The following is a 21,855-nucleotide window of genomic DNA, read 5'->3' as shown; positions in this document are numbered from 1 at the left end:
TCCTGACGCTTGAATGCCCAGAAAACAATCAGTTCGCCTTTTGGGTGGGTATGATTTCGAACCCACCTGAATAGTGACAATTAAACAAGCTTTGCCAGCACGAACAACAATAACGAACGTGCTTGGGCCCCACCCTGCCGGCAAGGCCGTTATGCCTATAACGGTCTGGCCGGCTTCTGAAAAATTATCGGCAGCAGCCGCCACAACATCCGTAATAAAATCCACATCCAAATAATTTGGATTTTTTATAAAATGACATGACCCACCGCACAATCAAAAAGGAAAACAATTATGAATCGTTTTTTTGAAGGAATAACACCTTTATCAAAATTTAAACAACTTATGCCCGCAGTACTGGCGGTGGTATCTATCGCGCACGCTCAGGCTGCAGAGATAGACCCTAGGCGCTCACTTTTTATTACAGACAAAGTCATTTTGAATCAGTTTTCGCTGAACGGTGAAAATGGTGTATTAAAAGCCATTGCCACCAGTGCTGGAGATTTTTCTACATCGCCGCAGCAATTGGTAGACACGATGGAGGCGAGTCTTTGCAATGGTAGCTCCACTGATTTTAATAACCTACCGGGTGGCTGTGGCACAACAATTAGAGGTATAAATACCACCGAAGCGATATCTCTCGTTAACCGTTTTGATCTTGCCCCTGCAGATGGCGAAAATTGCGGCGAATACCGCGTAACCTTTTCTCAGGTAAACGGCAGAAATTCTATAACGACACAGTTCGTTATTTTTGAAGCTAAGCTACCCAATCCTCATCCGGAACTTGGTTTAGAAGGCTGTCGTCCGGTTATGAACTTTTGGGCCGGTTTATCGACAGAAGATAATATTAATGTAAGGGCGCAACAACTGCGTGACTTTTATTTTAATGGGCTTAACGGTTTTAGCCCCGTAATATCGGCACACAATTACCAAGGCGAAAGTGTTACGCCAATTAGCGGGCAAATTCGTATTAATAATCGTATTTCCACGCCGGATGTCTGGTCCTTTTCGGAGCTTAATAGTCGAATAAACGGAAACACCGTTGAACTCGTGCAAACAACGGTCAAAGAAACACCTTTTGCAGACTTATCCTCAGATACTTCACTCTTCCCAGTGCAAGCTCAAGCGTTCCAAGATGCAGTAGTCAATGCCGTTTCGATAAAGGGTAAAGGTTTACTGGCAAATACTATGTCGACCCTTAACATAGATATTCCTGCGGAAGCAGAAGTGGGCCGCCAAGGTATCGTCCTGCGAGCGGCTTTAGCTGAATCGATTTTTTCAGGCGCGGTGAATGGGCAGCCCGGTGGCCACCTGCCATCTCGCCAAGAACTTAACGATGCCTTTAATGAAAATACCTCCGGCTTTGCTCAGCGTATCCAGCAGCAGCTCCGAACTGCCAATTCAAACTTAACACCGGCACAGGTATTGAGTCGTGTGGCAGTGCTCACCTGTGTAGGTTGTCACAGCAGCGCAGACGATTTGGGCAATGGACTAGAACATGTAGGGCCAGCATCCGATTTACTTGAGATGCACAGCCTTAGGTTAGAATCAGATATAACACCAGTACGTATCGAAGCCGAAAATTTTATTATGCAAAGCGGTATTGAGACCGAAACCACAACGGATGTAGGCGGCGGTTTAAATGTTGGTTTTGTCGATGCTAACGACTGGATGATTTTTGATGTAGCGCTTCCACCCAGTATTGATAATCGCTATATCATATCTTACCGCACAGCAAAGAACGTATTCCCCGGCGGTAATATTCAGCTAGAGCAACCTGGCGGCGGTGTAATTTACGACTCATTTAGCGTTTCGTTTACCGGTGGCTGGCAAAACTGGAGAACCGTAGAGCGCACAGTGACACTCCCCGCAGGAATCACACAGTTAGCCATATCGACCCAATCAGGAAACTGGAACCTCAACTGGTTTGAAATAAAACCGGCAGGTGCAGACCGCTTCATCATTAAACCGCCTGTATTAACGGAGTTTTTACCAGAGCGTAAAGTAATTATGGAAGACTTCTTGAATACTGCGGGCTGTACCGATTCTTCATGTTTGGATTCTGATAACGACGGCGTGAATGATAATTTAGACCTTTGCCCTAATACACCAGCAGGAACAACCGTAAATGCGAGCGGCTGCGAAGAACCTACAGGCGGAAGCTGCAGCGGCGTAGCCGTTTATCCAAATTGGTTACACAATGATTATAACGGTGGCCCCAATACGCATTTACTGAGTAACGAATTAATGCAAAACAATAATCAGCTGTTCCAAGCAAACTGGTACACATCTTCCCTACCGGGTAGCGATGCTTCTTGGACATCCTTAGGAAGCTGCGATTAATATTTAGCCGTACAGACTACTGCCCTATAACGGGGTAGTAGTCTCTTTTCAAACTTGAAAATGTATTTTTATCGTTAAGTTTTATGTATCAACCAATATTTGCTCTTACAGACCTAATGCTTATCTTCACCTGTTTTGGGTGTATATTTCTAACCATTGCAATCTGTGCCAGCAGTAATGCCAAGCAAATAAGCTCACGCTACTTAATTACCTTCTTTTTAAGCATAGGCCTGACCATGGGGCTAAAATTGCTTTTGTGGGTGCCCGCTCTGCTGCCTTATCGCACCGAATGGGATTCGGCAATTACCTTTTTATATTTTGCAATGAGCTTTTTTAAAGGCGGCGCTTTATATCTATACGTCGCATCCATTACAGAATCACACTTTAAAAACACCCATTTACGCAAACTTTTATTGGCCCTACCCGTGCCCATCGCTTTGCTTTATGTGTTTTTGGGCATAGAAACCCCCGACCTTACCCGCCGATTTGTTGAGACAACCCCCTCCGTTTTTATCAGTTACAGTGCGGCATTGCTTTTGCCCTGTTTATTCTCGTTTTGGTGTATTAGTCGAATTTCGAAAGCCAAAAAGCTTCTGGAGGCATATGCTTCTGAAGATACTCACCGTTGCGCTCAGTGGCTAACGCTACTTGTGATCACATTTATTATTACCTGGACCTGGGAATTGTTTACTCACATCGTCAGCGGTCCGCTTTCGTTGATCACCTTCGAAACGCTACCTCACTACTTTGGCCTGACTCATGACGCCATATCGGCATTAAGCATGATATTCCTTTATATTTACTCCTCCTCAATGGCCTTTAAAACCTTGAATCGAGCAAGACTATTTGACGAACAAGCACCACATGATCACAACGAAGGCCGCGTGGGCTACAGTGATGACTCTACTGATGAACAAGCATTACAAGAGAGTCAGGCCAACCTAGTCAGCGCGATGCTGTCCCAGTCTTTACACCTCGAAAAAAACCTCAACATTGATCGCTTTAGTAAAAGGTTGGGTTATAAGCCCCGCAGGGTTTCGCAGTTACTGAATGACCAATTAGGCATGTCTTTTTCAGAGTTTATTAATCACTACCGCGTCGAGCACGCCAAAATGATCCTCTCACAAAATCCTACAATCACTATTGCCGAGGTAATGAACCAATCAGGCTTTAATAGTGAGTCATCTTTTTATCGTATATTTAAAAAAGTGACAGGCGATTCACCCAAGCTTTACCGTTAGGCGAAACTTTCTTCAGCGCTAGCATAACGCGATAAAAACCTGTAAAGGCATCAAGCTTCAGCGGACACGAAAAGCGCCATACGTCAACAAAATACTATGCAACTTAACTCCCAACTTCCCGCTCAAGCAAAAAAGTTGGGAGTTTCTCCGTTCTACGCACAAAAAAAACACCCAGTAAAAAGACGGCATTATTATTTTTATCCTAAATGCGGTTTTTATTCCTAAATTACGGCGTTTTATTCTCAATAGGCGTTAAACGTAACTTGGGAGTTATCGTTAGTTGAACTCATAGATACCATGCGAATGCTTATTAAACAGGTAGAGGTATACCCCTCTCTTCCCGCTTAAATAGTTGGATATACGCCAGCCCTTGAGTCACTTAACCTTTGGAGCCTTCATAATGTTGAACTACCGTAAATTATTTCCAGCCAGCTTTATTGCTGCAGGAATGATCTCAGCTGCCTCAGCCAATGCCGTCGAAATCGACCCAGAACGTTCACTTTTCATTACCGATAAAGTGATTCTAAACCAGTTCCCAATGCATGAGCTATTACAGCAACTGCTAGACCAAGCTGGTGATACCAGCCAGCAACCTATCGACCTAATTAACGCCATGGTTGACGCGCGCTTAGACCCAGGCCGAGCCACGTCTCAAACTGACTTACCACTAAGCGACTATGTTCCCATTGCAATCACCAACCGCTTTGATTTGGCCAATGAAGAAAGTGGTCACTGCGGCGAATACCGCATCGCTTACCGCGCAGATTTAGGCACTGGCGACGAAGTATTCATGATTTTTGAATCTCGTTTACAAAGCCCTAATAACAACTTCAATCTTGAAGACTGCCGCCCTGTTGCCCTGTTGCCCTGTTGCCGATTATTGGGCCAATTTGAGCTTTGAAGATAACAAGCTTGCCCGTGCTGCAGCGCTAAAAGATTTTTACTTTAACGGACTGCCTAACTTCGACCCTATCCTAAAAGCTGAAAACTTCGCTGGCGGAAACCAAGCTTCCGGTCAAATTCGCTTTAATGTGAATGGTGGTACTGGACGCTCCTGGGGCTTCCGCGAAGTACGTGCAGAAGTTGACTCTAATAACACCATAAAAATATTAGCTACCACCACTAAGGACAATGTTATTGACGCACTTGCCATAGACACAAACGCCAATGACGATAATATTGATGACGCACTAGCAGAGCTATTCCAGTCTTCAGTACTCCAGAGTTTGAGCACAAATGGCGAGAAATTACTGGCCAATAGCATGAGCACCTTATCTATCGCTCTACCTAACGAAGTCCTAGCAATGAGCGACGCCGCTGGCAACGCCCCCTCTGCAGGAGTAACGCGCACCTTCGATAGTAACTCAGACTTTTCAGCTGACATCGATATCGCTTTGGCAAATGCAAATTCTAGTTTAACCCCAAGCCAAGTGATGGCGCGTGTACAAGCGCTAAGCTGTGCAGGTTGTCACAACATTGATGAGAATTTAGGTGGCGAGTTATCTGGCTTTAAAACCTTCTTCCAAGGTGTGGAGTTTTTAAGTACTGCGACCGATGCCGCTAACGATGCAACTGTTTTCAAGATGGAAGCGGAAAACTGGCTTGCAATGGAAGGCGTGCAAACGGAAAACACCTCGGACATTGGTGGTGGCTTAAACGTCGGCTGGATCAATGACGGAGATTCTTTGACTTACGCCATTAATCTCCCACCAAGCATCGATAATTTATACAAGGTAAGCTTTCGTATTGCAGGTGAAAATACAGCCTCCGCAAGAATCGAAATTCCTGGCCAGCAGTTCTCTGGTAGTTTTTTTGTCCCAGCAACGGGCGGCTGGCAAGAGTGGACGACAGTGACTCGTATCGTCAAAATCCCAAACGGCGCCGAGACTTTTACGTTGCGCGCCACTACTGATGGCTGGAACCTCAACTGGATCGAAATTCGTCCCGCCGAAAAGTTTTTGGTCAAAGACTCCATTAAAAACGTCTTCTTGCCCGAGCGAGAAAACATTATGGAAACATTCTTGAACGCTTGCATAAGCGACTGTGCAGAACCCATTTTAATACAAGCCGAAAACTTTAACGCCGAACAAGGTGTACAAACTGAAGGAACATCCGATGTTGGCGGAGGCTTAAATGTAGGATGGTTTGATGCTGGCGACTGGTTGTCTTATGGCCCAGTCAATATCCCAACCAGTGGCGACTATGTGGTCGAATACCGCGTTGCAAGTAATGCTGGCGGTGGCTCACTGCAAATCGAACAAGCCGGTGGTTTCCCTGTTTTTGGTAGCATCCAAGTACCTGATACTGGCGGCTGGCAGAACTGGACGACAATTTATCACACCATCACGCTTGAAGCGGGCGTGCAAAATATCGGCCTCTCAATTTCTGACGGTGGCTGGAACTTGAACTGGTTTAGAATTTCTCCCGCACAATAATACGGTTGTTATTTTTAGTCGGTGCTTGGTTTATTCAAGTACCGACTAAAACATCGTGGAAGAGAAACCCTATTACGCCCCGCATGGACGCGAATAAATTGAGTGAAACAAAAAAAGTACATGCACTTTAAAATCTAACCCAAGATTTTTCAAACACAAAAAAGCGGCCACTAGGGCCGCATCAAGGGACAACTAATTACTTCGTGTTAAGGAAGTAATTAGATGAAGGGTAAACCGGTAAAGCTATGTCAGCACACTGGTCGGCAAGGCGCCGTTGTTGTAGTCGGGGTTGCCGAATTCGTTGATATTAAAGCCCATGGCATTGGCAATAGAGACCAATAACCGGTTTTGTGTGTAATCACTAATACTGGTATTTTTATTGGCAGAATTAGTACTGGACGGATCGTGATTGGGTGCTCCTAATACCTGGCACAAACCCATTTTAAAATGACCACCCCCACCGCCAATGACATTGAATTGATCGTGCCAATCATGGTTACGCGATACCTCGGAATACCAATGCACAATCGAGTTATCGAGTAAGGTTTTACCGCTGGGCTCTTTCACGCTTTCTAATTCTTGTAACAACTTCACGTAAGTATCAGCACGGTATTTAGCTACCGACTCAATAAAACGGTTATTGGCGGTACCACCATCGTGCGTTGCACCATGGTAATTACCATTACCATCCGGTAAAAAGTTTAAGCCGCTGGTAAATAAATGGCCAAAATCCATATGCCCAATAACACGGGTAATATTGCAGGTGAAGGCAATACGAATCAGCTTAATATATTCACTCATATATTTATCATGCTGATTCATCGGGTTATCGAAGCTTCCGGGTAAATCACAGCTCATACCCCCTGTCGCAGGTTGCTCGGCTAATGATTGTTCAAGGTTATTAATTTCCTCTAGATGCTGATCTAAACGTGCAGAATCTTCACTACCTAACTGGCGACGAATACGCTTTAGTTCTTCGGCTACTGCGGCATAGGCGCTGCGCTGGCCATCATTAGCTGGAGTTGTAGAACCACCGCCCTCTGTAAGGGCGAAGCGCACCATTTCATCGTAAAGCGATTTAGGTGATTGGTGGCGCTGCAAGAAGGTTCCATTTCGGAACGAGCAAGACTTCCATACTTCGTCATTATTAAACCCCGAGCCGTTTTTATAACCGGTTAAAAAATAAGGTCGCTTAACGCCATCGTTATTTTCGATCATTTTATCGCCCATCCACACCTCAAGTGATGAATGGTTACCGAGCGAAAACCCGCCTTCAAGCTTAGTCCCGGTGCGCCCTGTATTTAGCTCGCGTCCGGTTAGCATCGTTAACCCCGAAGGTTTATGCCCGCCCGCCATTTTGTAGCCATCGCGCCCAGTCACGTAACCGGCTTTATTACCTAAGCCCCTTAAAAGTGACATTTTATCGGACATGGCATTTAAGCCGGTAAATGACCCTCTAAATCGTAAGTTATCGCCCTGACTATTCGGCATCCAATTTTTAACGATATCGCTACTCGGGAATACCGGCGTATACCACGGCACATAGCGAATAATATCGCCCGTAGCGGCTTGTGCATCAGCATTTAACAATGGCACAAACGGGGCTAATGCACTCACTGCAACGGCGCCACCCACTCGAGACATTAAAGCGCGGCGTGTATATTTATCTTGACTCATTATTATTACTCCACGTTTTATTGTGCGTCAGCGTTACGGAAGCGGAAGCTAGAGCTTGTCACTATTGCGTAAATCATTTCTTTTAAAGAGTAGTTGTTATTCTTGAAGCGCGTAAACATGGCGTCCGAACTACAGATGTCTTCCTGAGTAATAAAGCGACCATTAGCACGCACAAACCATTTTTCGGTATAACACGCAGCAGCCGTTTCACTGGTCGCTAATGCCTCGCTAAAATCAATTGCGCTGTCAAAGTTTTTAGGTAAATCGAAAGGTTTAATGCGCTCAAAAATTTCGCCGGTTGAATCCACATCAACGGTAAACGTGGGCCCAGGTGCTTGGCCTTGTGCAGGATCGTTATCCACTAGGGTGTACTCGGTACGGTAGCGGCCAAGGCCGTCATAATTTTCAAACATAAAACCAATTGGGTCCATTAATTCATGGCAACCCTGACAAGCACCGCCGGCTTTTAAATGCACTTGCTCAAGCTTTTGGCGGAAGGTTAAATCGTAATCGGGTGGCAGCTTAGGAAACTGCGCCAAAATATCTGCAGATGGCTCAGGGATGGGATCACACAACACATTTGTACGCACATTATTACCTCGCGCACTAATGCCCGAATCTAATTCGTGAGCCCCCAAGCGCATAAAGGCAGAACGCGTTAATAAACCTGAGCGCCGCTGCGCGTTAAGCTGCACAACTGCACCACCGGCATACTGCGGCGCACCATTAGTGCTTACGCCATACATCGCTGCCAGCGCACCATCAACAACCGCTGTACGGGTCGTAAATAGATCGCCTAATTTTGCATCTTGCTCTAGCGTTAAATAAGCACTCACGCGGGCCACTTCATCACGGGCAGCACGTACGCTCGCAACACCTTGATTACCATCGCCGCCAGCTTTAACTCCGCAAATATCTGTACCGCAGTAACACACCGCGCCCTCGCTCAGCTTACAATCGGTCGCACCGCTGTAAAGGCCCTGGCACTGCTGCGTACTTGCGCATTCGCCGGCTAAATCTTCTTTTGTAACACCTTGAATAACAGCCGCTGTCTCTTGCAAAGCATTTAAAGACAGCCAGTTATCGTAGAAGAAACCAATACCCTCAATTGCTCGAGCATCGTCTAACATTTGCGCCGCTTTGGCTTTCACCTTAGCGCTGGTATTTAGCTCGCCCGCTTCTCCGGCGGCGATAAGGTCACTATCAGGGGCGCGATCCCAAATCAAAAAAGCTAACTTCGAGGCAATTTCGGCACCGGTTAGCGGTGTGCGGCTAGCCGTTTGTGCGTACATTTCATAGCTGGTTTGCGGCGCCAAAATTAACGCGAGGGTTACTGCCTCTACTGCAGGCTTACCACCACCGGCCGCTGTTGCGATAGCTTTAAAGGTGGTTACCTCGGCAGTACTTAACGTACGACGGAACAATAAACGGCCATATTGTTTGAGGTAATTTTCAACACAACCGGCATTCGTTATATTACAGCCCATTAAATTCGCGTAATTATTCGCTGCGCGGGTGCCTATTGCTTTCCCCCAGTTATCCAATGCAGATATTTGAAAAAAGTTAGCGCCTTTACCGTAGTTAGTCGCAAAACCCGCGAGCACAGTATCGTCGGCTAAATCTTTAGCAATATTGGCAGGGTCAATATTTAGTGAAGGAAAGGTATCAACCAATAAATGAGACAGTTGATGTTTAGTCAGCATGCGCAGCGGCGAATTTAAGTGATCCTGCGCCGTACCACCCGCTTCACAAGCAATTGGCTTTTCCTCCTCTACGCCTTCGTTCCAGTTTTGCCCGCGAATGTAAGCGGCTATATCGGCCGAGCATTGCGCACCACATAAGCCTGGGTTAGCGCGTGGCATTGTTTGGCGTAAATAATCCGCAAGGTTTAACACCTGCCCATCCGTAACAAACTCGTTGCGATCGGAATATATCTTTTGAATACCCAAGCCTTCGCCGTTTTCACCATGGCAACCAGCACAGCCTTGCTCTTTCGACATGTATAAAGGTTTACCGCGAGCGGCATCGCCCACAACACCACTTTGATTAGCGCTGACTTTAAATTCAATAAAATCAAAATTAGCACCACCGGTATCCATGGTTACACGCACAACATGTTCGCCAGCATCCAGCGCAACATTGTTGATTATTACCGTACCAAAGGCCGTCCAACCATTGGTTGGCGCTGCAACACTACCCACTGCAGCGCCGTTAACACGAACGGTAACGGTTTTATTCACATTGATCGCCGCTAGGCTTACACCAATATTGTATATTTTGTCTTCAGGTACGCTAATTTTGTACTCTAGCCATTCGCCGGCCTCGGTCCAATTCACATCACAAGTACCACCACCTGCGGCTTTAGGTTGGAAATCAACCGGCTGATTCACATCACCGCAATTCCCTTTGTTGCCCGGGGTTGTATCCTCAAAAGCGACAAAGTCTTCTGACTGAATAAGAGCAGGTACATCGACCGAAGGAATAACAGGCGCCGCGCTAGATGAACTGCCAGCGGCACTCCAATCAATGCCGTTATAGTAATCAACAATGTAGCGCGTAACATTGAGCGCACAATCGCCTTCGCACTCAAAGCCTTTATTCAACGGCATCTCATTATTGTTGTAGGTTACCAGCGCTTCAAAGCTCGGATATTCCGTATTACTTAGCAGTGTAAGATCTTGACCAAAACCTTTGCCGTTTGAGTCGTGACACATTTGGCACTGCGCAAGGTAAATCTCTTCGCCTAAAGCAAAGTCTCCGGCGGTATTAGTAACGGAAGATGCTGCCCCCGAAGTAGACGATAAAGGCTGACTAGAAGACGCCGGCGCGCTTGAACTAGGCAGGCTAATCACCGAACTCGCGGTAACGCTGGACACGGACATCACACTGGATGCCGCCGTGGAACTCGGGGTTGGATCAGAGCTGGAAGATTCCGTTGTACTGGTGCCAGTACAACCTACCAACGCAAGTGCCATTGCACCTGCAAGCACACGATTAAACATGGGGCCACCTTGATATGTTTGCGCCTAACCGTGATTTTTACAGTAACAACTCTGGAATAAGCCGGCGCTATTTTTATACATTTTTAACACCCAATAACCGTTAATGGGTGCATTACGGTCCAATGTAGCATGGCAATTACACCCGCATTCAAAGTCTCATCAAAACTGTGATACATCTCGTGAAATATCTCATATGGTAAAAATAACACCAAATGAACTAGAGGAATTTCTTTTACGCCGTCTCCCTGTAGGTCCTGAAGACTATGAGGCGCCGTTAGAGCAGGTACAAAATCCAGTAATGACTGCACCGAGTAAAACCAGCTCCAAGGCTCAAATACTTCCCTGAACTTGAACTACACTCGAGTGATTAGTAGACAACGATTGGGGAACCACTCGCATGAGCGCTCAAGTGCACGCAGAACAACCAAACTCCCACAGCGGCTCTTACATTACCTTTCGGCTAGGCAATGCGCGTTTTGCTCTTCAAGTCGATTGCGTGCGCTACATTACCGCCGCCAATACGCTTAAAAAACGCGAAACGCCAGACGAGCAAAAAAATAGCCACACGCTCTTCGACTTCAATGGCGAAGCTGTTGCGCTCTACCATTTCGGTGACGTTATTGGCGCGCACTCACAAGCAAAAAGTGTTGAAGAGCTCATTACGTTGCTAGATCAACGCAAGCAAGACCACATCAACTGGATTAAAGCTTTAAAAAATAGCCTGCAAACTGGGGAACCCTTCAAGAAAGCCACCGACCCGCACCAATGCGCTTTTGGCCAGTGGTACGACAACTACACACCCGATGATGATGAACTTGCAGACATTCTGGCTCGGTTTGATGCCCCACATAAACGCATTCACGCACTAGCCGAAAAATTACTGAATATGGCAAAAACACCAGAAGGCGCTCAAGCAGCGCTAGGCGTGTTAGAAGACGAAGAAAGATCGACCCTCAATGAACTCTTAGAAATTTTTGGACTAGCCGCTTCTCGCCTAGAAGATATTTTGAAGCCCGTCGTTATTATTATTGCTTTAGACAAAACCCATTACGCCATTGAGCTCGACCATATTGAAGATATTCAATCGTTTACTGAAGATAATTGGCTGCCCGATATTCCACAGCACCCGTCACAATTACACTGCTGCGATGGTTTTTTTCAAACTCCGGACAATAAACTTTTTTTGAGGCTTAACCCCACAAAAACGCGCGCAGTAATTGAGGCGAAATGGAACCAACATGAACAATCTAGCGCAAACGCTGACAACCACATATCAGCCTAGTTTTTTCTACACAACATTTATCCGTAATTAATTATTTTACTTAACGAATAATTATTCACGAATGTTCTAAGCCCGTTAGTCGAATGGCTACTACTCAGTATTTAACGCACAACTAAAAAAATAAACGTAAGCCCGGTGTTAAATGCCTAAAAATAAAGATTTGTTATTTTAGCGTGAGTAAAATCCCACAACATTATGGGTAAAAAGTAATCCGTATAAAATTTTCAGTCGCAAGTGGTATTCATCATAAAAAGTGATCTAAATCTCACAAAATCTACGCAACCCAATGCATCCAGTATCACGTTCTATTCAATGCCAATACGCCCGAACAATAGCGCTGTAGCACGGCATGAGGTATATGCGGATGCATTCACTAGAAAAGCCACTATTACCGGTGAACTTCCACAATGCGATACACCGATCAAACACCAATAATTCACAACTTCAGGAGATAAAAAACACTCCGCGATAGACTGTTTAGCTATATAATAATAATTAAATACTATAATTTACAAAATTGTGAGACCAATTCTTGAGCGGGCTTGAAATATAGCCTAAAATTTGCACACTTTTTGCAGAAACCAATAGTGAATAAATATGCAATCTTTAACAAAACCTTGCCAAAGCTGTAACAAATCCATGAATGGCGGCATGTACCGCGCCAACCATATATGCCCTCATTGCTTTTTTGAGCACGAAGGCGGCAAGCGCTCCAATGCACGAGTGCCACAAGCACCGGTACAAGAAGCTCCAGTCACAAAAACATATGAGGCAAAGCCAAAAGATCCGGCGACTGAATACCTTGTAACAGAGCATGAAGAAACCCCGGCGGATACCGCCCCAGCCCCCATCAGCGAAGAGACTGCTGAAGCCCCAACCCCAGAAGAGGCTCCTGTCAGCGAAGCGATTATTGAGGCGCAAGCCCCAGATGAGGCTCCCGCGCCAACAGAGGCCGCTAACAGCGCTAATATAGTCCTCACGACTAAACCCAAAGCACAGCAAACCGTGCTTGCCGTTATGGGTGAAGTTAGCGCCGAGTGTGTACTCAGCATTACCCTGACGCCGGAGCTATTCAAAGAGGGCAAATTTATCGGCAAAAAGAGCGAAAAAGTGCTCGCAGCTCTTAAACAAGGTAAGCAAAACGCACTAGAACAGCTTCGCCAAGCCGCTCAAGCACAAGACGCCAACATGGTGACCGATGTAGCCGTGAAAAACGGCATGAAGATGATTGGTAACGAAAGCGCCAACATCACCGTTAGCGCAACAGGTAACGCCATTGTCGCCGAGCTTGAGGGCTGCGAAGCCTAATACTTCCGCTAACACCCTCTTCGAGTAAAAGCCTCACCTAGAGGCTTTTTTTATACCCAAAATAACCACCTCCTCTCCCTCGTACCGTCACTTCCCGTCGCCTACCAGCAAAAAACTTATAAGAACTCAATTCTGCTTCGTATTTAGTAATAAAAAATCCACGCCAAAAAAAAATTTCAAAGCGATTTAGCAAGTCCCTATACAGCGGCTATTCTTAAATTGGCTTCTTTCATTATCTATCGGTATTTGCTTCGCCATCGGTACTTGGCGAGCAAACACTTCACTGCTTTATAAACGGCACTACTTTATAAACTGCACTAATTTAAAAAGAGTTAATAATGTTACGTTCTTATATTTACAAGCTCCTAACAACTTGCCTTCTAGCCTCTTTATTGCCGCAGGCCGCTATGGCTTCGCAATATCCCGAGAAGATGATTTTTCAAAATATCTTGGCCGAGCAAGATATAGGGCTGGGTGAAGTCGAAGCGTTTGTCCAAGATAAAGACGGCTTTATGTGGTTTGGCGGGCGCAATGGCCTGCTGCGTTACGATGCCTACGAATTCAAAAAGATTAGCATAGAAATAAACGAAAAAGATGCCAGCAGCCCTCAAGATATATCTCAAACTGCCGACTTATTTATCGATTCAAAAGACCAATTATGGGTAGGTACTCGCTGGGGACTTTACTTATACAATCCTGAGCGTGAAGAGCTCACTCGATTATTCGCAAAGAGCGGCGCGGATATTAATTTCAATCAAGGTAACTTTAATCGGATTCTTGAGTTAAGTAATGGTGACTTACTGGCTGGCACCTATCACGGTTTAATTCGTTTTAATCCCAACACGATGAATGTAACAAAAATAACAGCCACAGGTAATAGTGACGGCCCAATCAGCGACGCTATCTACGATATGTTTATGGCAGAAGACGGCACAATATGGATTGGAGCGAGCGCCGGGGTAAGCCACCTAGATCCTGAAACCATGCATTTTGACCATATTGCCCCCTATACCGAAGATCCGTCCGCCACCAAAGAAAATGCCATTCAAGCACTTAAAGCCGATAAAAATGGTCATATTTGGGCCGCCGCATCCTTAGGACTCTACCGCATAAACCCCGAAACCAAAGAAATCGTTCGCTACCTGAATGACCCCAAAGACCCACGCAGCATTTCTGACGATATTCATGAAGATGTCTATTTGGATTCAGAAGGCATTCTATGGATAGGCACAGACCGTGGCGGGCTAAACTATTACCATTACGAAACAGATTCATTTCGCCACTTCAAACATAATGAATCAGAAAAAGGAACACTGTCATCCAATATTACACGGCGTATTTTTGAAGACAAAAACAAAGATCTCTGGGTCGGCACCTACCCTTCAGGCATCAATTTTCACGATAGATCCAGTTCGGCTATCAATGTGTACCGTCACGATTCAAATAACCCCTTATCCCTCGGAGACAACTTAGTAACCGACATAAAAGAAGATGCAAAAGGTAACTTCTGGGTAGCAACAGACGGGGCAGGCCCGAATTATTTTGACCGCACCACAGGAGAATTTAAAAATTTCTTAGGCACAAGCGCATCTCCGGCGCGCATTAGCTCAAAAAAAATGCTATGCGGTTTGATAGATAGTGATGGAGACGTTTGGTTTGGCACGTGGGATTCCGGAATATTTATTTATAACAAAGCCGAAGATAAATTTGATCAACTCCCACTAGACACCTCACTACGCTACAAGGGCGACACACAAAAAGTACTAACAGACACGAGCATTTGGGATATATACGAAGACAGTAATCATGAGATATGGATAGCAAGCCATAACTCTGGTTTAATAAAATACGACAAGACAACCAAGTTATTTCATTATTTCAACCACAGCGCAACAATAACGAACTCACTGTCAGACAATTTACTCTGGACTATTTTTGAAGATAGTCAAAAACGATTTTGGGTAGGCGCTGTTGGCGGCTTAAATTTGATGGATCGAGAAACGGGAACGTTCAAACGGTACAAATCAGACGCAAGCATAAAAGGTAGCTTGAATAATGATTTCATTAATGTAATTGCAGAGGACAAGAATGGCACCATATGGATTGGCACTAACAATGGCCTACATAGCTTAAACGAAGAAACAGAAGATTTCATACTGTATAACGATGAAAGAAATGGCTTTTCAGACAACGGCATTAGAACCATTGAAATAGATGGTAACAATACATTGTGGCTTGGCACAAACAACGGGATTATTCGGTTCAACCCTAAAAACGGCGACGTTAAAAATTACCGACGTTTCAATGGCGAAAAAATAGGGGGCATCTCCACAGGGGGCTCACTATTAACCTCAAAAAATGAAATCATCATGGGTGGCCCTAGCGGCCTTAGAATTTATAACATTAACAAGCTTAAAGAGAATACAACAAAACCCCCAGTCGCGTTCAATGACTTCAGAGTATTCACAAAATCGATTCAACTTAATGCCGAAGATGGCTTGCTTCAAAAAGCGATCAACAAAACAGATAGCATTACCTTAAATCACAAGCAATCTATGATCTCGTTTAACTATTCAGCGCTAAACTTTAGAGATTCAGAAAAAAATCAATACGCTTACAAACTAGAAGGGTTTGATGATCATTGGCGAGAAGTCGGCACACAACGACAAGCACTCTACACAAACCTTAACGCGGGAAAATATATCTTCAAAGTTAAAGCCAGTAATAACGACGGCATTTGGAATGAAACGGGAAAATCCCTTCAAGTTATTCAACTTCCCCCGCCCTGGCTAACATGGTGGGCCAAGACTCTTTATGCACTTTTAATCCTTGGAAGCCTTGCGCGCTTCATTCAACTGCAACGTAAAAAACGTCAACAAGTAGAAGAACAAAACAGATTACTAGAAATTCGAGTAGCAGAACGAACTACCGAGTTAAGCGCCAAAAACGACGACATACAGTGCATGCTCAGCAATATGCGCCAAGGGCTATTCACCATTGAAACCGACGGCTCAATTCACCCCGAGTACTCTACCCATTTAGAAAGTATTTTTGAAAAAAATGAGCTCGCAGGGAAGAATGCCTACGATCTACTCTTTGGCAACGCTCAAGTCGGCAGTAATGAGCTTAATCAAGCAAAAGAAGGTATTGGTGCAATTATTGGTGAGGATGAAATGAACTTCACCTTCAACAATCACGTTTTAATCACTGACTACGAAGCAACTATTGCAAATAATACCAAATGCCTATCGCTCGACTGGAACGCCATTGTAGACACTGATGACATTGTTCAGAAATTAATGGTCTCTGTTCGAGACGTCACATTACTTAAACAAATGGAAAATGAAGCGGCCAGTAAAAAACGAGAGCTGGATATTATCAGCCAGCTACTGAACCTGCCTTCACCCAAGTATTTAAAATTTTTAAGCGCTACAACCGATTTTTTAAACGACAACGAAACCCTTATTCGAAATAATAATGCCAAAGAAGACACTGTCGTCTCTGAATTATTTAGAAATATGCACACCATCAAAGGGAACTGCAGGACCTATGGCTTCACACACTTTAGTGATGTAGTCCATGAGGTAGAAACGCTCTACAGCGAATTAAATAAAGGCCAAAGCGAATGGGCGCAAGAAAAATTACTCAACGACATTACCCTTGTTCGCAAGGTATTGGCAGAATACGAGTACATTTACACAACCGTTTTAGGCCGGCAATCACAGGATAACGATCGCAGCAGTGGCTTCTGGATGGACGAAGAAACCATTCTAAGAATGAACGACAACATAGATAAAGTAATTATCGATAACCCTTCAAAAACTCAGCATCAATCATTAAATGATATGAGAACGGTACTCGCGCAAGGTGTATCTTCTAGCCTTGAAGACACACTCAAAGATGTTATCGATTCGCTCCCCTCAATAGCGGAGCAGCTCGATAAAGAGTCCCCCATCGTCGACATAAACAGTAATGGCATACGCATTAAAAACGACCATCAAGAGACCATCAATAATGTGTTTGCTCACCTATTACGTAACTGTTTAGATCACGGTATAGAAATAGCTTCTGAGCGTATAGAAAAAGGCAAAACAGCCGCCGGAACCATCCAAGTTGTTAGCACGAGCAAAGATCAAAAATTCTATCTCACGGTTAACGATGACGGCAAAGGGTTAAACATAAAACGGCTCTACGGTATTGGCGTCAAACAAGAACGCTGGCAAGCTGGCGATGCAGTAGATACCCGCACTATTTGCGATATGATTTTCGAATCCGGTGTCTCCACAAAAGAAACCGTTAGCGATATTTCTGGGCGCGGCGTAGGCATGGACGCAGTAAGAGCCTTTATTCGAAAACTGGGCGGCGATGTTTACATAGAATTAACAGGAGAGCAGCAAGAAGGCGTAGAAACCGGTAAGGTTGAATTTGCACCGGTGAAATTCATTATTGAATTACCCGACACCATCAGCGTGGTACCGACAGCCGAATAGCTACCGAAATTAACGCCATAGTAAAGTAAAAATACTTTTACACGATAGAATGGCTCTTATTACAGGGCCATTTTAAATCACAAGGCCGCTATATACGCCAAAATAATAGCCGCGCACGCATCAGGCTTTGCTTGCAGTATAAAATGCGGTCCATTAATTTTCTTCACAACGAATGTCTTAAACCTATATTTAAAATCACTCACTTTATGTGCTTGCACAAGCTTGTCGGCGGTCGCTTGAATATAGAGCGCGGGTAAGTCACAAGTCGCTGATGTAGCAACCAGCCTAGACATTGTATTTATTCGAGCCTTAATAATAGCTGGCGGCAAATCACTAATAATAGACTGCAGCTGATCAATTAATTCACGACGAGCATTACGACCAATAAGGAAATACTGATGAAAATAGCTCGCAAAAGGGAGATTAGCTAAAAAAGCACCGGGGCAACGAGACCCTAGAAATAAAAGCTCCCGCGATGGGGGAGAAAGAAATGTCGCAACAAAGATAACTCCCTTCATTTGTTCCAAGCCTTCGGCGGCTAGTGCAGCGCCAATAGGCTCCGAAAATGACTCGGCCAGTAAAACAAAATCTTCTTGTGGTAACCGCGCCCTTACAAACTCAGTAATTGATGCGTAATCCTGGCCGCAGGTATCTGGCAGCGGTATAATTTCGCAATCCAGCTCCGGTAATGCTGCCACTAATGGATCAAACAATTCACCGGTGCCGTCCATACCCGGTAATAGCACTAATCTCACAAATCGCTTCCTTTTTAAAACGCGCAGCTTTTTAAAAACTCGCTGTTTCATCAAAAATCAATGTTATTCAACTTGGTCAGCGATGGCTACAGCTCTGGTATAATCAACACATGAAAACCAAAACCTATCGCCTAGACCGCTTTATTCGCAAGCATACTAACACTCCCATGAGCAGTGTTCGATTACTGATTGCACAGCAAAAAATACTCGTGGATGGGCAGCCGGCGCAGAGCATTCAGCAGTCAATTGGCGAATTCACAACAGTCACGCTTAACGGCATAAACTTACAGAGCAATCAACCTCGCTATATCTCATTACACAAACCCAAAGGTATTGTAAGTGCAACGAAAGATACCAAACACACCACCGTGCTCGACTTACTACCCATACACGACCAACAAGGCTTACATATTGTGGGGCGGTTAGACTTTAACTCTACCGGCTTAATTTTACTCACCAACGATGGCCGCTGGTCAAAGGCCATAAACGATGAAAATAAAAAGGTACCGAAATTTTATACCGTAACACTGGATAAACCCATAACGCCTGATGTCGTTGTTGCATTTAACACCGGTATTTATTTTCCTTATGAAGACATCACCACAAAGCCCGCCGGCTTGAATATTATCTCGCCATTCAAAGCCGAAGTGATACTGACCGAAGGGCGTTACCACCAAATTAAACGCATGTTTGGGCATTTTCAAATAGAGGTTCTAACGCTACATCGCTTTGGCATTGGGCAATTTCGATTAGACGAAACGCTTATGGAAGGGCAATATAAAACCATCACCCCACTTACCGCACATCAGTTGGTCACTTCATAGAAAATAGGATTACTGTAAAACCATAAATCCTGCCAAGGGTCTTCGCCCGACGGATCGAGTTGTGGCTCAAGCTCATCTCGAATAGAGGTGCCTCGCAGCCGAATATAGCCTGATGCCTGTATATCCGCTACGTTTAGCGACAAGGAAACGTAACCTTGACGCTGAGGTATTTGATCCATATAAAAACGCTCTACGACTTCAACGCTAGGGTTTATTGTTATCTCAGGATCAACGGTTTCGGTAAAAGTGCTTCCTCGAATCACATCTACTCGCGCTAAAGTTGGATTATTACCTCGGGCATTTTTTGTATCGGGATCACGCACTCGAATTGTTATTTTTAGCGTATTACCACGCTGAAGTATTAGCGTTTCGCCCATTGTGGCAGCGGGAGAAATAGCTTCGTGCACAGGGAGTTCCCGATGGTTTTTATTCACCAATGTAAAACTCAAATCATCGATTAAATCACCAGTAACTACAAACGCCTTACCGGCCCTTAAGCCCTCAAAAATACTAGTGTAGTTTTTTTCTGCATAAATATAGGTTTTGGTATATTCACCCGGCCAAAAATCTCTACCGCCTTCGGTGTAATGTATATGGCTATCTGAATTCGCCGTTATCCACCAGTTGCGCCCTTCCGCTAACATGCTATCCCAAAAACCGCCTAGTTGAGCTGTCATTTGGTCATAGCCGCCCATCGTCGGAAAGCTACTGTAACCACCGCGCGAGCCAAAAGCTTTTAGACTGCCATCCGCATTCAAGCTAGCCGCTTGATGCCCTGGCGAAGCTTCCATACCAATTACAACATTCGGTGCAATATTATTCCAAGCACGCATTTCAGCTGGCGAAACAACCGGATAGTGCCCAAGGTCGTAAGCACTTCGGGACGGATGATTCGCGATTAATAGTGGCGATGGGTCATAGGCCTGCATAGCAACCAGCGCAGTTAGCATATTGCCTTCGGTGTTACGCTCCGCACTGCCACCGGGCTCATCCTCACGATTAAAATCACGCTCAAGTTGAAACAGTTGCTCTGCCTCATTCAAACTGTATGGGATAATTAAACTGCTGTGTTGTGCCGCAGGGGTATCAAATTCCATACCGTAAAATTGCAACACCTCAGGTATTGCGCTGCGGGATGCAACTAGGTCGGGATAGGCCTGCTCGCGGTTAATAAGGCTGTGACCTGGTCCCCCATGATCCGTAAGTACCATCCAATCTAGCCCATGTGCATGTGCCATTTGGGCATTTAACGCTACCGAATATTTACCGTCAGAACTATAGCGACTATGAATATGATGATCACCAGCCAACCAAGAACGACCTGACTGCGGTTCCGACACAAGAGCGGCATGCTGATTTTCACTTACCCTAAAGTGTGGCGCACGAGATTTATCTCGGGAATAGTTATCCTCCCCGCAAGAAACCAGCATCGCCATTGCAATAGCAGTCATCGAATATTTTTTTAAACAGAACAGCGTCATAACCATTAACTACCGCAAAGGCGCAAGGCCTTGAATAATTTTATTTGGCCCGAGTCTAACTCAATTCACGGCTTACCCGGAGCTGCACATTTTTTAATTTGTGAGGCATTTCTTATTCAAGCGGTTTATCGAAAGCTATAGCGTCGACAGGCCAAAGAAATAATATGCCCCTAGGCCTTTAAATATTGCGCATGAAACTCAATATGTTCACGTATAAAGCTCGCAATAAAATAGTAAGAATGATCATAGCCCGCGTGTAGCCGATATTGTAATGGATAATGCTTTTCCTTCGCCGCCGCTTGCAGTAATTCAGGCTTAAGCTGTGCCGCCAAGAAAGTATCGTCCGCGCCCTGATCAATAAGCATAGGCACCGCCTGCACTGACGACAAAATCAACGAAGTCGCGTCATAAGTATTCCAAGCCAGACGATCATCCCCCAAATAACCGCTAAATGCCTTTTCGCCCCAAGCGCATTGGCTGGGTGCGCATATCGGCGAGAACGCAGAGACCGAAACGAAACGAAGGGGATTTTTTAACGCCGATATTAATGCGCCATGCCCCCCCATAGAGTGACCACTAATAGCGGAAATTTCGGAAAGCATTGGGAATTCTGAACGCATTAATCCAGGGAGTTCATCATTAATGTAGGAATACATTTGGTAATGATCAACCCAAGGCTTTTGTGTCGCATCGACATAAAAGCCCGCTGCCAAACCAAAATCCCACGCAGCTTCGGCATCATCCGGCACGCCATCACCACGCGGGCTAGTATCCGGCGCAACTATCGCTATACCCTGTTCAGCGGCATATTTTTGCGCACCGGCTTTAGTGACAAAATTTTGATCGTCGCAAGTTAAACCCGACAACCAATACAATACCGGTACGCATCCGTGCTCGGCTTGGGGGGGTAAATAAATTGAAAATGCCATACCACAACTCAATACCTTTGAGTTGTGGCGGTAACGCAACTGCTGACCACCAAACATTTTATGCGAGTCAATTAATTCCACGCCATGCCCC

14 protein-coding genes are annotated in these 21,855 nt (G+C 45.0%); 8 read left to right on the top strand and 6 right to left on the bottom strand.

The features are described from left to right. The first annotated feature begins 291 nt into the window (after positions 1-291). The 4 genes from AC3A8L_RS00275 (at position 292) to AC3A8L_RS00260 (ending at position 6,016) form a co-directional block, all read left to right on the top strand. Positions 292-2,340: a cellulose-binding domain-containing protein gene (locus tag AC3A8L_RS00275; RefSeq protein ID WP_487960205.1), complete on the top strand. Its 2,049-nt coding sequence runs from the start codon at positions 292-294 to the stop codon at positions 2,338-2,340. A gap of 236 nt (positions 2,341-2,576) precedes the next feature. Beyond that, positions 2,577-3,581 (top strand): AraC family transcriptional regulator, encoded by a 1,005-nt coding sequence (locus AC3A8L_RS00270; RefSeq protein ID WP_487960204.1) that lies wholly within the window; start codon positions 2,577-2,579, stop codon positions 3,579-3,581. Positions 3,582-3,981: 400 nt separating this feature from the next. Next, entirely contained in the window at positions 3,982-4,482 is a 501-nt protein-coding gene (locus tag AC3A8L_RS00265) for a hypothetical protein (protein WP_487960203.1), read from the top strand. Next, positions 4,472-6,016, top strand: coding sequence for a carbohydrate-binding protein (locus tag AC3A8L_RS00260; RefSeq protein ID WP_487960202.1), 1,545 nt, complete (start codon positions 4,472-4,474; stop codon positions 6,014-6,016). Before AC3A8L_RS00265 ends, AC3A8L_RS00260 begins: the two co-directional genes overlap by 11 nt. Positions 6,017-6,259: 243 nt before the next feature. Here the strand turns inward: AC3A8L_RS00260 and AC3A8L_RS00255 are convergent, their stop codons facing one another. The 3 genes from AC3A8L_RS00255 to AC3A8L_RS00245 form a co-directional block, all read right to left on the bottom strand. Next, on the bottom strand, positions 6,260-7,693 hold the full coding sequence (locus AC3A8L_RS00255) for a DUF1552 domain-containing protein (protein WP_487960201.1): 1,434 nt from the start codon (positions 7,691-7,693) through the stop codon (positions 6,260-6,262). Between the two features lie 17 nt (positions 7,694-7,710). Further along, entirely contained in the window at positions 7,711-10,695 is a 2,985-nt protein-coding gene (locus AC3A8L_RS00250; RefSeq protein ID WP_487960200.1) for a DUF1588 domain-containing protein, read from the bottom strand. An 83-nt stretch (positions 10,696-10,778) separates the two neighbouring features. Continuing rightward, positions 10,779-11,003 (bottom strand): hypothetical protein, encoded by a 225-nt coding sequence (locus tag AC3A8L_RS00245; RefSeq protein WP_487960199.1) that lies wholly within the window; start codon positions 11,001-11,003, stop codon positions 10,779-10,781. A gap of 89 nt (positions 11,004-11,092) precedes the next feature. On the opposite strand from AC3A8L_RS00245, the gene AC3A8L_RS00240 reads away from it, so the two are divergent. From AC3A8L_RS00240 to AC3A8L_RS00230, 3 genes are all read left to right on the top strand, one after another. Then, positions 11,093-11,977, top strand: a complete 885-nt coding sequence (locus AC3A8L_RS00240) for a CZB domain-containing protein (RefSeq protein WP_487960198.1) — start codon at positions 11,093-11,095, stop codon at positions 11,975-11,977. Positions 11,978-12,574: 597 nt separating this feature from the next. Next, positions 12,575-13,285 carry a heavy metal-binding domain-containing protein gene (locus AC3A8L_RS00235; protein ID WP_487960197.1) on the top strand — a complete coding sequence of 237 codons (711 nt, stop codon included), beginning with the start codon at positions 12,575-12,577 and terminating at the stop codon, positions 13,283-13,285. A gap of 338 nt (positions 13,286-13,623) precedes the next feature. Then, the gene (locus AC3A8L_RS00230) at positions 13,624-17,775 is read left to right on the top strand and encodes a two-component regulator propeller domain-containing protein (protein ID WP_487960196.1); all 4,152 of its coding nucleotides are present in this window, start codon (positions 13,624-13,626) and stop codon (positions 17,773-17,775) included. A 77-nt stretch (positions 17,776-17,852) separates the two neighbouring features. Here the strand turns inward: AC3A8L_RS00230 and AC3A8L_RS00225 are convergent, their stop codons facing one another. After that, positions 17,853-18,530: a serine aminopeptidase domain-containing protein gene (locus AC3A8L_RS00225; protein WP_487960195.1), complete on the bottom strand. Its 678-nt coding sequence runs from the start codon at positions 18,528-18,530 to the stop codon at positions 17,853-17,855. A 110-nt stretch (positions 18,531-18,640) separates the two neighbouring features. Here AC3A8L_RS00225 and AC3A8L_RS00220 point away from each other — a divergent pair, with 110 nt between their 5' ends. Then, entirely contained in the window at positions 18,641-19,354 is a 714-nt protein-coding gene (locus AC3A8L_RS00220) for a pseudouridine synthase (RefSeq protein ID WP_487960194.1), read from the top strand. On the opposite strand, the gene AC3A8L_RS00215 is transcribed toward AC3A8L_RS00220, so the two are convergent. Together AC3A8L_RS00215 and fghA are read right to left on the bottom strand one after the other, a co-directional pair. Continuing rightward, positions 19,336-20,805, bottom strand: a complete 1,470-nt coding sequence (locus AC3A8L_RS00215) for a CehA/McbA family metallohydrolase domain-containing protein (RefSeq protein ID WP_487960193.1) — start codon at positions 20,803-20,805, stop codon at positions 19,336-19,338. The genes AC3A8L_RS00220 and AC3A8L_RS00215 overlap by 19 nt on opposite strands. A gap of 200 nt (positions 20,806-21,005) precedes the next feature. Then, the gene (gene fghA, locus AC3A8L_RS00210) at positions 21,006-21,845 is read right to left on the bottom strand and encodes an S-formylglutathione hydrolase (protein WP_487960192.1); all 840 of its coding nucleotides are present in this window, start codon (positions 21,843-21,845) and stop codon (positions 21,006-21,008) included. Positions 21,846-21,855 lie beyond the last annotated feature (10 nt).

Source organism: Marinagarivorans sp. (genome assembly GCF_982758155.1).
Note: the sequence above shows the minus strand (reverse complement) of the source record. Positions and strands in the feature narration are given on the sequence as shown.